The 14,174-nt window shown below is 61.1% G+C and carries 14 protein-coding genes; 11 read left to right on the top strand and 3 right to left on the bottom strand.

What is annotated here, in order from left to right; genetic code table 11:
* The 3 genes from tssI (AC1DRN_RS28810) to vasI all read right to left on the bottom strand — a co-directional run.
* A partial coding sequence (gene tssI / locus AC1DRN_RS28810; protein WP_477786877.1) for a type VI secretion system tip protein TssI/VgrG occupies window positions 1-938 on the bottom strand: 938 nt, incomplete at its 3' end.
* A 5-nt stretch (window positions 939-943) separates the two neighbouring features.
* Window positions 944-2,362, bottom strand: a complete 1,419-nt coding sequence (gene tssA / locus AC1DRN_RS28805) for a type VI secretion system protein TssA (RefSeq protein WP_223463492.1) — start codon at window positions 2,360-2,362, stop codon at window positions 944-946.
* Window positions 2,350-3,012, bottom strand: a complete 663-nt coding sequence (gene vasI / locus AC1DRN_RS28800; protein WP_223463491.1) for a type VI secretion system-associated protein VasI — start codon at window positions 3,010-3,012, stop codon at window positions 2,350-2,352. The genes tssA and vasI overlap by 13 nt, the downstream gene beginning before the upstream one ends.
* Before the next feature lie 328 nt (window positions 3,013-3,340).
* On the opposite strand from vasI, the gene tssB reads away from it, so the two are divergent.
* The 11 genes from tssB to tssI (AC1DRN_RS28745) all read left to right on the top strand — a co-directional run.
* Window positions 3,341-3,844, top strand: a complete 504-nt coding sequence (gene tssB, locus AC1DRN_RS28795; protein WP_223463490.1) for a type VI secretion system contractile sheath small subunit — start codon at window positions 3,341-3,343, stop codon at window positions 3,842-3,844.
* Between the two features lie 37 nt (window positions 3,845-3,881).
* Window positions 3,882-5,354, top strand: coding sequence for a type VI secretion system contractile sheath large subunit (tssC, locus tag AC1DRN_RS28790; protein ID WP_223463505.1), 1,473 nt, complete (start codon window positions 3,882-3,884; stop codon window positions 5,352-5,354).
* The gene (gene tssE, locus AC1DRN_RS28785; protein WP_223463489.1) at window positions 5,355-5,771 is read left to right on the top strand and encodes a type VI secretion system baseplate subunit TssE; all 417 of its coding nucleotides are present in this window, start codon (window positions 5,355-5,357) and stop codon (window positions 5,769-5,771) included. It abuts the gene before it with no gap.
* A 7-nt stretch (window positions 5,772-5,778) separates the two neighbouring features.
* Window positions 5,779-7,545, top strand: a complete 1,767-nt coding sequence (tssF, locus tag AC1DRN_RS28780) for a type VI secretion system baseplate subunit TssF (protein WP_477786876.1) — start codon at window positions 5,779-5,781, stop codon at window positions 7,543-7,545.
* Window positions 7,509-8,531, top strand: a complete 1,023-nt coding sequence (tssG, locus tag AC1DRN_RS28775; protein ID WP_223463487.1) for a type VI secretion system baseplate subunit TssG — start codon at window positions 7,509-7,511, stop codon at window positions 8,529-8,531. The genes tssF and tssG overlap by 37 nt, the downstream gene beginning before the upstream one ends.
* On the top strand, window positions 8,528-9,877 hold the full coding sequence (gene tssJ / locus AC1DRN_RS28770; protein ID WP_223463486.1) for a type VI secretion system lipoprotein TssJ: 1,350 nt from the start codon (window positions 8,528-8,530) through the stop codon (window positions 9,875-9,877). Before tssG ends, tssJ begins: the two co-directional genes overlap by 4 nt.
* Before the next feature lie 37 nt (window positions 9,878-9,914).
* The gene (gene tssK / locus AC1DRN_RS28765) at window positions 9,915-11,261 is read left to right on the top strand and encodes a type VI secretion system baseplate subunit TssK (protein ID WP_223463485.1); all 1,347 of its coding nucleotides are present in this window, start codon (window positions 9,915-9,917) and stop codon (window positions 11,259-11,261) included.
* The gene (gene icmH / locus AC1DRN_RS28760; protein WP_223463484.1) at window positions 11,254-12,060 is read left to right on the top strand and encodes a type IVB secretion system protein IcmH/DotU; all 807 of its coding nucleotides are present in this window, start codon (window positions 11,254-11,256) and stop codon (window positions 12,058-12,060) included. Before tssK ends, icmH begins: the two co-directional genes overlap by 8 nt.
* Before the next feature lie 106 nt (window positions 12,061-12,166).
* Window positions 12,167-12,688, top strand: coding sequence for an Hcp family type VI secretion system effector (locus AC1DRN_RS28755; RefSeq protein WP_223463483.1), 522 nt, complete (start codon window positions 12,167-12,169; stop codon window positions 12,686-12,688).
* Window positions 12,689-12,764: 76 nt separating this feature from the next.
* On the top strand, window positions 12,765-13,022 hold the full coding sequence (locus AC1DRN_RS28750; protein ID WP_108216844.1) for a PAAR domain-containing protein: 258 nt from the start codon (window positions 12,765-12,767) through the stop codon (window positions 13,020-13,022).
* A gap of 27 nt (window positions 13,023-13,049) precedes the next feature.
* Window positions 13,050-14,174 (top strand): type VI secretion system tip protein TssI/VgrG (gene tssI, locus AC1DRN_RS28745; RefSeq protein ID WP_477786875.1); only part of this gene is annotated, 1,125 nt, incomplete at its 3' end.

Genomic DNA, 14,174 nt, shown 5'->3' with positions numbered 1-14,174 from the left:
CGCGGATGCTCGTTGAGGTCGAACGCCAACCCCGGTTGCAGGCGCGCATCGTCACCTGCCAGATGCGCCAGCTTGGCGTCGTTGCGTAGCGCCGCCAGGCGCGTCTTGGTGAAGGGCTTGCCGGCAATATCGCGCTTGTAGCGGCCGGGATAATCGTAGCGTTCGTAATCCTTGTGCTGGTTGTTCAGGTCCTGGTCGCCGGTGGCGGTGTGCTGCTGGTTGTAGTACGGATGAGTGAAGGTGTAGTCGCGCTGTACCTGGCGTGCGGTGCGCACTTGTTCGGTGTAGTGGAAGCGGTTCAACGCCGGTTCCATGGAGTCGCCGCCACCCATGGGCTGGTAGAGCACCGGACATTCGGTGTGGGTGCCAATGGTGCCCAGGCCACCGACGCGGTCGGTAAGGACGAGGGTGTGGCCGTCGGCGCGGTGTTCGAAGGTGTAGAGCAGACCTTCTTCGGCGGCGAGGCGGACGATGAAATCGAGGTCGGTTTCACCGGCCTGCACGCAGTATTCGCGGGGTTGGTGCTCGAAGCAGATTTCAGTGCGGATGTCAGTCAGCTTCTGCTCGGCCAGTACGCTGATGATGATGTCGGGCACGGTCTGGCCCTGGAAGATGCGCCAGTTGGAGCGCAGGTCGAAACGGGCCAAGGTCGGCTCGACCACGGCGGTGTAGCGGGTGCGGCGAAAGCCGGTGTCACCCTGGGTGAACAGGCTGACCAGGCCGTGGACGTAACGCACCGGCGTCTCGCCACGCCATAAGGTAAACAGCCCCGCCAGATCGAGCACCCGATTGAAGTCGATGGCGGCGTTGTGGCTGGCCAGTTCCAGTTCGAGTTTGAACGGCCGGGACAGGCCTTCTTCGAGGGTGAACGAGACCACGTCGAAGGGATCGCCTTTCAAGGGCTCGAAGGTGAAACGCAGGTCGCTTTGGCGGGGCATGACGGCTAGTCCTCAGTTTCATTGATAACGGCTGCCACCTTCTTGTACAGCTCCGGCTCCCAGCCCTGCGCTGTGGATTCGCGCATCATCCGCGCAACGCTGGCGTACAGGTCATCCGCCAGCCATGACAGACCGCGGGATGCGAGCAGATCGGCGGCAATCACCGTGGCGTAGCTGCGCTGGCGCGGGGCGTCATGGGCGGCGTGCAGCTCCTGCAGGCGCAGCAGCACCCGCTCAACGCCCTCAGTGTTCAGTTGAGCGGCCAGTTCGTCGCGCAGGCCGGCGTATTCCTGCACCGGGCTGCTGGTGGTTTGCGCCTGATCGGCGCCGGTGATCCAGGCCTGGGTTTGCGCATCCACGAACGGCGTGCCGTCGCTGAAACACAACTCCAGTAGCGCCGGCAAACGGCAGACAAAACGCTCACAGGTCTGACGAATGGCTGCGGCCACTTCCTCCATCGCCAGGCGCGAGGCGACGTGGGCGGCCAGGTAACTGCCGCGCAGCCAATACGGCGAGGCGCAGACGCTTTTTTCGATACGCAGCAACAGGTTCGGGTCCAGGGCGCTATGGTTCAGCGCGTCCTGGTAGCCGTCGACGATGTCCTTGGGCACGGCGGTCAATTCGGTGCGACGGTCGCGGGTGATGGGCGGCGCGGTGCGCAGATGCGACCACAGGCCGAAGCGTCGCAATTGGTAGCCGGTAGGGTCATAAGGGTCTTGCTGGTTGATCTGCTCGGCCATGTTCAACACGGCGCGGCGTTGTTCGCGCTCATTGCTCGGCGCTTGCGGTTTGGGGCTGGAAAAAAAGGCTGAATCCAGAACGCTGCCGGAGGTGGCCGCACGAGTGGGCTCAATGGCGACGACTGGCTCGCTGTATTTATCCAACTGGCGTTGCAACGCATCCAGCGGCGCGGGGTCGAGCTTGGCGCTTTCGGCACAGCGTTGCAGATTGGCCAGGGCCAGTTCCGCCGCGGCTTGATAGGCCGGTTCAAAACTGCTGCGCTCCAGGGTCGGCAACATCTGCCCCAGGTCGCTCAACAGACGCTGTACCTGCTTGCGTTTGTTCAGGTAGCCGGTGGGGCCAGGCTTGGGGTAGGCACTGTCCCAATACAGCTCAACCATGCCGGCCAACAAGCCCAAGGCATCGGCCCAACGTGCCCATTGCCGGGTGCGCAGCCAGACCACATGCAGATGGGCGACGATGCGCCAGTGCTTGCACTGGATCGCCAGGTATTGACGGGAGGCTTCGTCGATATACGGCCAGTCGATATCGCTCTCGCGCAAGCCGCCGAGCTTGACCATTTCCTGGTCGATGGCCTGGTAGGTTTCATCCTCCACATCAAAATGGCCGGCGGATTGCTCGGGCTCGATGGGTGTCAGCAGCAGCTTGACGGTGTCCGCCGGCACGTCGATTACCAGCGACATACTTGGCGCTCCTGCTCGATCAGTTCGCCCAGGCCTTCGACGTCAAACACCAAGCCGTGCAGCCTGGGATAGTCGCTCTCGAGTCGAAGGCGCTGGCCGCCACCCATGTTGCGCAATAGGGAAATAGCCTGTAGCCCGCGTCCGGCGTCGACCACCAGGCCGGCATCGTCCAGCACCTGCCACTGATAGGCCTCGAACACCGGGCGCTCATCCTTGAACAGCTGGATGCGAATTCTGTTGGGCTTGGCTGGCTCATCCAGCACCAGTTGCAAGCGGGAGATTTTCGATTCGCAACTGATGGCCAGGTAAGGCCGAGGCGGCACCGCGCCCAACGCCGGGGCTGAGATCACCATGCGTTGTTGCTGGTCGTTGTCCGGCTCTGGGAACGACGACAGCAGGAAACGCTGATCCTCGGGTGGACGCTTGGCTTCATTGCGTTGGACCAGATCGACAATCGGCAGTGCCCGGCCAAGCGCGCGTGGTGCCACTGGTGCGTGATGGATGGGTGTACCAGCGGCCAAATCAAAACACTCCAGGCGCTTCAAGGGGGAGACGATGGAAGGGCAATCTTGTGTCGCCGCCTGCGCGTCCATTACGGCCATAGCCGTCAGGCAGAGCCCCCATTTCCATCCTCGCCATCCGTTGCGCATCAACGCCTCCTGATATGCCTCGCCGAAATCCAAACCGGACAATCTTCTTAAGTTTTCGAACTAACGCTTTTTAGCCTGCGAGTTCAACGATTAACTCTAAGAGCATCACCTGAGTTCGACGGATAGGCAAGTAAAAGACGAATAACACATCACTAAAACCGAATAGGAAGAGGCATCTATCAGATATTTCCACATAACCTGTAGGAATAGTTGAAGCAAGTACAGCTTCCTACATCCACAACCTACGAATCGCATCCACATCGGACTACATGACAAACCTTGCAATAGCCGGCTCTAATACGCCGACCTTACGAAAAGGATTTTTCCCATGTCGAAAACTCATGGATCTGTCGCGCCAAAAGAACGCGTCAACATCAAGTACGTCCCGGCCACGGGCGATCAACAGGCTGAAGTCGAGTTACCTCTAAAGTTGTTGATCACGGGTGACTTCAAAGGCCACGGCGAACTAACCGCCCTTGAAGATCGACAATCCGTTCAAATAGACAAAGACACTTTCAATGAAGTACTGACCAAAGCCGAAGTTGCTCTGGACATGGCCGTTCCGTCCGTTCTGAACAACAACCACGACACCGACTTGAACGTGCAACTTCAATTCAAAAGCATCAATGACTTCGGCCCCGACGCCGTCGCTCGCCAAGTGCCTGAATTGAACAAGTTGCTGGAGTTACGCGAAGCGCTGGTTGCACTCAAAGGCCCCATGGGCAACGTCCCGGCCTTTCGCAAACACCTGCAGAGTCTGCTGACCGATGAAACCGCCCGCCAACGCCTGGCCAGCGAGCTGAATCTAGTGCTCGACGCACCCAACCACTGATTTGAACGCCCTTCTCAACGGAGTACTCCCCATGCCTATGGAAAGCGCCGTCGCCCAAGTATTGGTGGCTGACGAACCAACGTCGTTGCTCGACCAACTGCTGGCCAATACCACCATTCGCCCCTCCCAGGAAGGCTACGCAGTCGCCCGCCAAGGCATGGCTGCGTTCATCAGCGAAATCCTGCAAAGCGGTGACCACCAACAGCCGGTCAACAAGCACCGGGTCGACCAGATGATTGCCGAAATCGACCGCGCCCTGAGCAAGCAGATGAACGTGATTCTGCATCAGCCGCAGTTCCAGCAACTTGAATCCGCATGGCGCGGCCTGAAGCTGCTGGTGGATCGCACGGATTTTCGCGAGAACATCAAACTGGAAGTGCTGCATGTCACCAAAGAAGAGCTGCTGGACGACTTCGACAACGCCGGCGATATCACCCGTAGCGGCCTGTACAAGCACGCCTACACCTCCGGTTACGGCCAGTTCGGTGGCGAGCCGATCGCGGCGATGATTGGCAACTACACCTTCGGCCCGTCGTCCCCGGACATGAAGCTGTTGAGCTACGTCGCCTCCGTGGGCGCCATGGCCCATGCCCCTTTCGTGATGGCGGCCGGTCCTGAGTTCTTCAACCTCAAGAGCTATCAGGACCTGCCGTCGGTCAAGGAAGTCAGCGACATTTTTGAAGGGCCCGGCCATACCAAATGGCGCAGCCTGCGCGAGATGGAAGACTCCAAATACATCGCAGCGACGCTGCCGCGCTTCCTGCTGCGTTCGCCGTACGACAGTTTGGAGAACCCGATTCGCAGCTTCGGCTATAACGAAACCGTCGACGGTAACCACGACAATTACTTGTGGGGCAACACCGCGTTCCTGATGGCCTCGCGCATCACCGACAGCTTCGCCCGCTACCGCTGGTGCCCGAACATCATCGGCCCGCAGTCCGGCGGCGCGGTGGACGATCTGCCGGTGCACCTGTACGAATCCCTCGGCCAATTGCAGGCGAAGATTCCTACCGAAGTGCTGATTTCCGATCGCAAGGAATTCGAGCTGGCCGAAGCCGGTTTTATTCCCCTGACCATGCGCAAGGACAGCGACAACGCGGCGTTCTTCTCCGCCAACTCAATACAAAAACCGAAAAACTTCCCCAAGACCCGCGAAGGCCAGGAAGCCCAGACCAACTACAAGCTCGGCACCCAGTTGCCCTACCTGTTTATCGTCAATCGCCTGGCCCACTACATCAAGGTGCTGCAACGCGAGCAGATCGGCAGTTGGAAGGAACGCCAGGACCTGGAACGTGAGTTGAACACCTGGCTCAAACAGTACATCGCCGATCAGGAAAACCCGTCGTCCGATGTGCGCAGCCGTCGCCCCTTGCGCGCCGCGCAAATCGTCGTGCAGGACGTGGCGGGCGATCCAGGCTGGTACCAGGTGTCGTTGGCGGTGCGCCCGCACTTCAAGTACATGGGCGCCAACTTCGAGATCTCCCTGGTCGGTCGGCTGGACACCCAGTAAGTGGGGGCCGGAAGCCTGTTCGAGCGCCTGGAACCCGACGCACCGCGCTACCGCCTAGGCAGCGCGGTTGAGCAGGTGCACCAGCGTGTCGAGGCGATCAAACGCCACTTGGAACAGGTGCTCAACTCACGCCAGGGCTGCTCGCAAAGCAGCCCTGAACTGGGCCTGTGCGATTTCAATGGGGTTACCCAGGCCAGCAGTGATCTGGTGGTGGCCATCAGCGCCGATATTCGGCGCTCGGTGGAGGCGTTTGAACCGCGCATCAAGGTCACCGGCGTGCGTTATCAGCCCGACCCGGATTTGCCGCTGGAGCTGAACTTTCGCCTGGATTGCCAGGTGCGGGTCAACCACAAGGAAGAACAGGTGCTGATCGAGGTGGCCATGCATGGCCGCGACGGCTACACCCGCGTGAGATGAGGATGCAATGGACTTGAAACAACGCTTTGCCGAGGAGTTGCGCTACCTGCGAGAACTCGGCCGCGAGTTTGCCGAGGACAACCCGCAGCTGGCGCAATTTCTCGGCGACCAGGCCGGTGACCCGGACGTGGAGCGACTGCTGGAGGGCTTTGCCTTCCTCACCGCCAAGCTGGGGATGAAGATCGACGACGACTTGCCGGAGCTGACTCATCCGCTGTTGCAGATGCTCTGGCCTAACTACCTGYGGCCCCTGCCCAGTGCGACCATCATCCGCTTTGCACCGCTGCCCGATGCGATCAGCCAGCGCCAGGTGATTCCCAAGGGCACACCGTTATTTGCCAAACCGGTAGATGGCATTTCCTGCCAGTTTCGCACCTGCACCGACGTCAATCTGTATCCGCTAGCCTTACAGGAGGTCAGCGACGCTCACAGCCGCGAGGCCTCGGTGATGCGCATCGACCTCAAGGTGCTGACGGACCAGCCGCTGACCAGCATGGCCTGCGATCAGCTGGATTTTCATCTGGGCGGGGATAACGCCACTGCCATGACGTTGTACCTGTGGCTTGCCCATTATCTGGACAGCATCACGCTGCAGGTCAACGGCCAGAGCCATCGCCTGTCTGCAAAAGATATCGGTTTCCCCGGCTTCACCACCGACGAGGCACTGCTGCCCTACCCGCGCAATGTGTTCGATGGTTACCGGATCCTGCAGGAGTACTTTGTGTTCCCGCAGCGTTTCCACTTTTTCAGCCTGACCCATCTGGCCCACATTTGGCCGGATGTCAGCGCCACGACTCTGCGTTTCGAGTTTCAGTTCGCCCGGCCCATGCCGCCTGATATCCGCCTGCGCACCAGTGACTTGCACCTGTATTGCGCGCCGGCAGTCAACCTGTTCCGCCACGACGCCAACCCGATTGCGCTGTACGGGCGCAGCGTGGAGCGGCGTATCAGCCCCAGCGGCAACCGCCCCGAAGCTTACGAGATTTTCAGCGTCGACAAGGTGGCCGGCTGGGACGCCGCCGACAAGGAGCGCAAAGGCGATCCGTTGCGACGTTTTACCCCGTTCGAATCGTTCCAGCATGAGATCGAACATGCGCGGGGCCGCACGGCACTGTACTTCCGCACGCATATCGAGCAATCCCATGGGCGTGAAGGTTTGCGCCATCGCATCGCCTTCGTGCGTGGTGATGAAAGCCTGTACATCGGTGAGCATGAAGCGGCGTCCATCGAACTGACCTGCACCAATCGCGACCTGCCGCAGCTGCTGGGTGTGGGGGATGTGTCGCTGTCCACCGAGGTCACGCCGTCGTTTGCCACCTACACCAACCTGATCGCACCGACTCGAAGCTACCGGCCAGTGCTGGACAGCAGCCTGCACTGGACGCTGATTTCCAACCTGTCGCTGAACTACCTGTCGTTGCTGTCGGCCGAGCCGCTCAAGGCGGTGATCCGCGCCTATGACTTCGCCGCTTTGCACGACCTGCAACAGGCCCGCGCCACGCGCAAACGCCTCAACGGCATCCACGAGGCCGTGACAACCCCCATCGACTGGCTCATGAAAGGCCAGCCGGTGCGCGGCTTGCAGACCCGCTTGCAACTGGACCAAAACGCTTTTCTCTGCGAGGGCGAGCTGTACCTGTTCGCCAGCGTGCTTTCGCACTTTTTCGCCCTGTACGCGAGCATCAATTCCTTCCATCGCCTGGAAGTGATCAATACCACCAACAACGAGCGTTATGAATGGCCACTGTTGACCGGCAGACAACCCGTGATCTAGCTGATGTACTGCTGGCCGACGCGCGGAACTATTCGTTTCACCGTCTGCTGGAGCATCTGCACGCCTTGCATGGCGATGACCTGGAGGCGCAACCCTTGAGTGCGGCGGCGCGCCGGCGTGTGCGCCTGCAAAGCCATGCGGGGCTGGGTTTTCCGGCCTCCGACGTGGTCGAGGCGGTACGCCTTGAGGAGGATCGCGCAGAGGTGCGCTATCGCTTGCAGACCAGCTTCTTTGGCCTGCACGGCACCGACTCGCCGCTGCCCGGTTATTACCTGGATCGCCTGGCTTACGAACAGGCTCAGGAGCGCGGTATTCGACCGGCGTTCATGGACTTTTTCAATCATCGCTTGCTGACCCTGCTGCATCACAGCTGGCGCAAGTACCGCTATTACATCCGTTTTCAGGCCGAGGGCAGCGACCGGTTTTCACGCTACGTGTTTTCCCTGATCGGCCTGAATGACAACGACCTGCGCGGTGCGACACCTCTGCCATGGGGTCGGCTGCTGAGCTTTGCAGGCTTGATCGCCAGTCGTAGCCGCTCGCCCTCAGTGGTGTCCGGCATCGTCGAACATTGCTTCGACCTGCACGGCGTAAACATCCGTGAATTCGAGGCGCGTTCGGTGAGTTTGCCGCAGCGTCAGCGCATGGCGCTGGGCAAGGTCAACGGCACTTTGGGCAGCGACTTTGTAGTGGGTGACCGCAGCAAGACACGCGCCAGCAAGTTCACCCTCGTCATTCCCAACCTGACCCAGGCGCGCTTTCGGGAGTTTCTACCCAGCGGCGAGCAGTTTGGACGGTTGCGCCAATTGATGGATTTTTTGCTGCGCGACGTCACCGCCTACGACCTGGAATTGGGGCTGCGCGAGGAGGATGTACCGCCTTTCAACCTGCTCCGTGACAGCGGGAGCCACCTGGGCTGGACCAGTTTTATCGAACACCAGCAACAACGTCATCCCTCCGTGGTTCGGATTCGGGGGCGCGCATGAAGCTGACTTTGGTTATCAGCAATCCTGCGCAGTTGTTGCACGGGTATTTGCCCCTTCACCGGTTTGGCCCACAGGGCGGCAGCATCGGCAGCGCCGCGGCGGACTGGCGCCTGGAGGATCGCCACAACAGCGTGCAGCCCAACCACTGCGATATTCGCGTCGTCGAGGGGCGCTTCTGCGTGATCGACCGCAGTGGCAGCACCTACGCCAATGGCCATGATTTGCCGTTGGGTCGCAACGTTGCGGTGAGCCTCAATGATGGCGACCTGTTGCAGATTGGTGCGTATCGGGTCGCGGTGCAGCTGGGGGAGCACGCGCCAGGCCAGCGTTCGCTTGATGAACTGTTCACCGGCCAGCCGGAAGGCATGCAAGCCTGGCACCTGGAGGATCTGCCGAGTCTTCCCCTGCCCGATCCGCAACCTGCTGCTTGCGCGGAATTCGAGCGCCTTTGCCAGCCCGTGGATTTAGCGGAGCAAGGCGACCCGCTGCGAGCGATGAGTGAAATGCCGCCACTAAATCCTTTTGCTGACATTTGCGCGACCGCACCCAAGAGTCCCGCCAGCTTATACAGCAACCTGCGCCTGGGCACCTTGTTGCTGGCCTGCCTGGCACTCGGCGGCTGCACCATGCTCGGCAAAATCGGCCAGGTAATCTGGACTCCGTCGATCCCAGTCGGCGGCCCCGACAACCAGCCCAGCCACTACTCCCTGAGCCTGCACGCCAGCGACGACGTCAACCCGCGTCTGATCAGCACCGGCACTGTTCTGGATGAAGACGCGAGCCGCTCGCCCTACACCCTCAACGTTCAAGCGACCAGCCCGCAAGCACTGACGGACAAGGTGCAAACCCTGCTCAATCACCTCTATGAAAATGTACCGGCCCAGTCGCCGCTGACCTTGGAGCCAGAACCCGTGGTGCCAATGTCGCCTATCGAAGACGCGCTGTTAGGCCATTACGACGCCCAAGGCGTGAGCCTGACGACGCCTTGGGGCAACCCGGCGCTGCAGCACGTCGCCACGCCGATCGCCTTCAAAGTCTTGGAATTGACCGACGATTCGCTGCTGGTCAACGCCAGCCCCCAGGCCCTGGCCGACGACCTGAAAAAGACCCTGGGCAGCACCTATATCCGTGCCGACGACTACCTGCTTAACCCCGGCCAATTCAAGTTCGTCGACCTGCGTGCCCTGGATGAGGACACCCGGTTTATCGCGGTGATCGCCAACTACCACAGCGCCGATGTCAGCCAGTGGAAACATCGCCTGCGCGTCGAACCCAAGGGCCGCCAATACGCCGTGCTGGTGCAGTTGGATGCAGCCCAGGTCAGCCTCAAAGGAGAAACCCGATGACGCCCTTTTCAGCCGCTTTTGCCCCGAGTAATTACCGATGAGTTCACGCAACGCCGTCATCTGGCATGAAGGTTTGTTCGTCAAACCCCAGCACTTCCAGCAACAGGCCCGCGCCGCCGAAGCCGCAGTGCACCAGCGCCTGCACAGCCTGAACGACGCGCTCTATGGCTTCAGCGAGCTGACCCTGAACAGCGAATACCTGAACTTCGGCAAAGTCGCTATTACCCAGGCACGCGGAATCATGCCCGACGGCAGCGTCTTCGATATCCCCCACGATCTGGCGCCGCCCGCCCCGCTGGAAATCGCCGACAGCAGCGCGGTCAATCAGATTGTCTATCTGGCCCTGCCGCTGCGCTCCAACGGCGCCCTCGAAGTGCGCTGGCCCGACCAGTACAGCAACAGCCGCTACATCGCCCGCCGCGAGGAAATCCGCGACACCCACAGTGATGACGGCGATCAGGTCGGCATGGACGTTGCCGTGCCCAACCTGCAATTGATGCTCGAACGCAGCGACCGCAGTGCCTTCACTGGCATCGCCTTGGGCAGGATCAAAGACAAGCGCCCGGACGGCAGCCTGGTAATGGACGAGCATTTCTATCCCACCAGCCTGTCCCTGCAAGCGGTGCCGGCGCTGCACCGCTACCTCGGTGAGGTGGCCGGGCTGATGCGCGAGCGGGCCAAAAACCTGGCCCAGCGTATCGGTTCACCGGGGCAGTCGGGGGTGGCAGATGTCACCGACTTCAACCTGCTGCAAACCCTCAACCGCTTGTTCCCGCTGTTCCAACACCTGGCGCACCAGCGCCAAGTCCACCCGGAACAGCTGTACATCGCCCTGGCCCAGGCCTGCGGCGAACTGGTGACTTTTACCGATGAAGGCCACCTACCCCAGGAATACCCGGCCTACCAGCACGACAACCTGCGCGAGTCGTTCCAGATTCTGGAGCACACCTTGCGCCGCGCCTTGGGCACGGTGCTGCAACCGCGTGCGGTGTCGTTGCCGATTGTCGAGCAGCGGTACGGCGTGCGCAGCGCCGCATTGAACGACAAACGCCTGCTGGACAACGCTGAATTCATCCTCGCCGTGCGCGCCGAACTGCCCGCGGAAACCCTGCGTCAGCAACTGCCCAAGCAGATCAAGATCACCTCCACCGAAGGGCTGGAGCAACTGGTCAGCCTGCAACTGCCGGGTATTCCACTGCGGCCGCTGCCGGTGGCGCCGCGGCACCTGCCGTTCCATGCAGGTTTCAGCTACTTCGAACTCGACCGCCATCACCCCGCCTGGCAAAGCCTGAGCAGTGGCAGCGGGTTTGGTTTCCATATTGCCGGTGAATTCCCGAAGCTGGAATTGCAGTTCTGGGCGATCAGGAGTGAAAAAGATGATTAAAACGACACCCGACTCATGGCGTCACGAGGAGATCTCCGGCGCCATCGACTTTGACGGCGAAACGATCACTGCCAGCGGCCAAACACACTTGGCCGACCCTGAATTCGACATGCGCGGCCTGGCCTGGAACCCGCTGTGCGATGCCGCCACGCCGCTGATCGGCCTGGTCATCCGCCTGCGGCGTCTGGACCAGCACGACGACGTACCTGCGCTGTACCTGAGCGTCAGCAACCAGATCACCACGATCATGGAAGAAGTCAGCCAGCTCGACTACGACGCCGGCATGCTCAAGGCCTACTCCTACAGCCTGTGCCTGTTGCTCGACGAAGTGGCCATGAGCACTTCCTGGGGCAAGTCTTCCACATGGAGCGCACGCTCGCTGCTAAGCAAGTTTCATCAAGAAACCTGGGGCGGCGAAAAATTCTTCACCGTGATGAACAACATGATCCCCGAAGCGGCCAGGTACCAGCATGTGCTGGAGTTCATGTACCAGTGCCTGATCTCCGGTCTCAAAGGCAAATACGGCGCCCATATCAAGGGCGATGACGAAATACAGAAGATCATCACCCAACTGCACGGCCTGTTGCGCCCCCTGCGCGGCGAGACACCCAAGCGCCTGACCGACCCGCTGAAAAACGTCGCCCCGCGCAACTACCGGATCAAACGCGCCTGGCCGTTGTGGACGCCGTGGGCCATGGCCGCCGTCGTGCTGACGGTCGCCTACACGATCTACTCGATCCGCCTGAACGCCATCACCCAGCAAGTGCTGGAGTCGCTGGAGCGGGTGCTGCACCTGTAACCGATTTTCAGCGCGCTCATCCCGAGCGCCTGCAAAGCCATGGCCGTGTCGGCCATAACCTGCGGCCCCCAGGGGCCGTTCACTTGATCGCGACAAGGAGCTTGTCATGCCAACACCTGCGTACATCAGCATCCACGGCAAAACCCAGGGCCACATCACCAAGGGCGCGTTCACTGCTGACTCGGTGGGCAACGTTTATGTGGAAGGCCACGAAGACGAAATCCTCGCCCAGGAAGTCGACCACCAAATCGCCGCGCCCACCGACCCACAAAGCGGCCAGCCCGCGGGCCAGCGCGTGCATAAACCACTGACCTTCACCAGCGCACTGAACAAAGCCTCACCGATGCTCTATCAAGCCTTGGCCACCGGCGAAATGCTGCCGACCGTCGAGGTCAGGTGGTTCCGCACCTCGGGCGACGGCAAGCAGGAGCACTTCTTCACCACCAAGCTGGAAGACGCCACCGTCGTCGGGATCCACACCGTACTGCCCCACGCCCAGGACAGCGAAAACGAAAACTACACCCAACTGATCAAGACCAGCCTGTCTTATCGCAAGGTCAGCTGGACCCACAAAGTGTCCGGCACCGAAGCCTCGGATGACTGGCGTAAACCGGCAGAAGCCGGCTAAGAGCGGGCCCCGTTCCGTCGCTGCGGTGCGTGCAGCGGCGGAGCCTTCACTGACTCAATACTTATCAGGAGGCTCTATGCCAGCCGTCGTTCTGGTCGGACACGACCATGATTGCCCTTTGTGTGGCCCCACCACCGTCGACAGTGGTACGCGCAACGTGACCGTAAACGGCCGCGCCGTCGCCCGTGTCGGCGACACCCTTGGATGCGGCGCCGTCATCACCAGCGGCTCGCCCTCGATGACCGTCAACGGACAGCCAGTAGCCCGTGTCGGCGATACCACCGATCACGATGGAAAATTGGAAAACGGTGATAGCAGCTGGTTGATCGACTGACATTCACACTCTCGACAAGGAAGCCCCATGCCCCGCCAAAGCGACCTGCGTTTCACCTTCGAGCCCTTGGAAGGCGATGCCTTCGAGGTGGTCTCGTTCACCCTCGAAGAAGGTCTGTCCCGGCCGTTCAAACTCGAACTGGAACTGGCCAGCCACAATGCCGCTATCGACTTCAATCGGGTGCTCGATCTGGCGGGGCTGTTCACCCTATGGCGTGGCGAGACGCCGGTGCGCTACGTCCACGGTTTGGTCAGCCTGTTCAGCCAGGGTGACACCGGCTTTCGCCGCACCCGCTACACCGCCGTGGTCGAACCGACCCTGGCGCGTTTCAACCTGCGTTCCAACTGGCGGATTTTCCAGGGCCAGACCGTGCCCGACATCATCACCAGCGTGCTCACCGAGCAAAAACTCACCGACATCCGCACTGAAATCTGCTTCGAACACCAACCCCGTGAATACTGCGTGCAGGCCGGTGAAACCGACCTCGATTTCATCGCCCGCCTCGCCGCCGAAGAAGGCCTGCTCTACACCTTCGAACACCGCGCCGACGGCCACACCCTCGTCCTCACCGACCGCGTCGGTGGCCTSGGCACCATTGGCACCCACACCGAWTGYCCGGTGCTCTACCAGCCCATGGGGGGTGGCGATTCCATGGAACCGGCGTTGACCCGCTTCCACTACACCGAACAAGTGCGCACCGCACGCCAGGTACAGCGCGACTACACCTTCACCCATCCGTACTACAACCAGCAGCACACCGCCACCGGCGACCAGGACCTGAACAACCAGCACAAGGATTACGAACGCTACGATTATCCCGGCCGCTACAAGCGCGATATTGCCGGCAAGCCCTTCACCAAGACGCGCCTGGCGGCGCTACGCAACGACGCCAAGCTGGCGCATCTGGCAGGTGACGATGCGCGCCTGCAACCGGGGTTGGCGTTCGACCTCAACGAGCATCCGCGCGAAGACTTCAACGACCGCTGGCGCACCATCGCCATCACCCACGCAGGCAAACAACACAGCAGCCTGGAGGAAGAAGCGTTCGGCAGCGGCAGCGGCACGTCCTACGAGATGCAGGCCACAGCCATTCGCTGGACCTCGGATTGGAAAGCCCCATTGCGTGACAAACCCTGCATCGACGGCCCCGCA

Source organism: Pseudomonas sp. P5_B3, from assembly GCF_056400405.1.
This window is presented reverse-complemented; position numbering and strand designations above follow the sequence as displayed.

Coding starts and splice junctions, on each gene's coding strand:
- tssA (WP_223463492.1), bottom strand. CDS start 2,362: ATGTCGCTGGTAATCGACGTGCCGGCGGACACCGTCAAGCTGCTGCTG.
- vasI (WP_223463491.1), bottom strand. CDS start 3,012: ATGCGCAACGGATGGCGAGGATGGAAATGGGGGCTCTGCCTGACGGCT.
- tssB (WP_223463490.1), top strand. CDS start 3,341: ATGTCGAAAACTCATGGATCTGTCGCGCCAAAAGAACGCGTCAACATC.
- tssC (WP_223463505.1), top strand. CDS start 3,882: ATGGAAAGCGCCGTCGCCCAAGTATTGGTGGCTGACGAACCAACGTCG.
- tssG (WP_223463487.1), top strand. CDS start 7,509: ATGGCCACTGTTGACCGGCAGACAACCCGTGATCTAGCTGATGTACTG.
- tssJ (WP_223463486.1), top strand. CDS start 8,528: ATGAAGCTGACTTTGGTTATCAGCAATCCTGCGCAGTTGTTGCACGGG.
- tssK (WP_223463485.1), top strand. CDS start 9,915: ATGAGTTCACGCAACGCCGTCATCTGGCATGAAGGTTTGTTCGTCAAA.
- icmH (WP_223463484.1), top strand. CDS start 11,254: ATGATTAAAACGACACCCGACTCATGGCGTCACGAGGAGATCTCCGGC.
- AC1DRN_RS28755 (WP_223463483.1), top strand. CDS start 12,167: ATGCCAACACCTGCGTACATCAGCATCCACGGCAAAACCCAGGGCCAC.
- AC1DRN_RS28750 (WP_108216844.1), top strand. CDS start 12,765: ATGCCAGCCGTCGTTCTGGTCGGACACGACCATGATTGCCCTTTGTGT.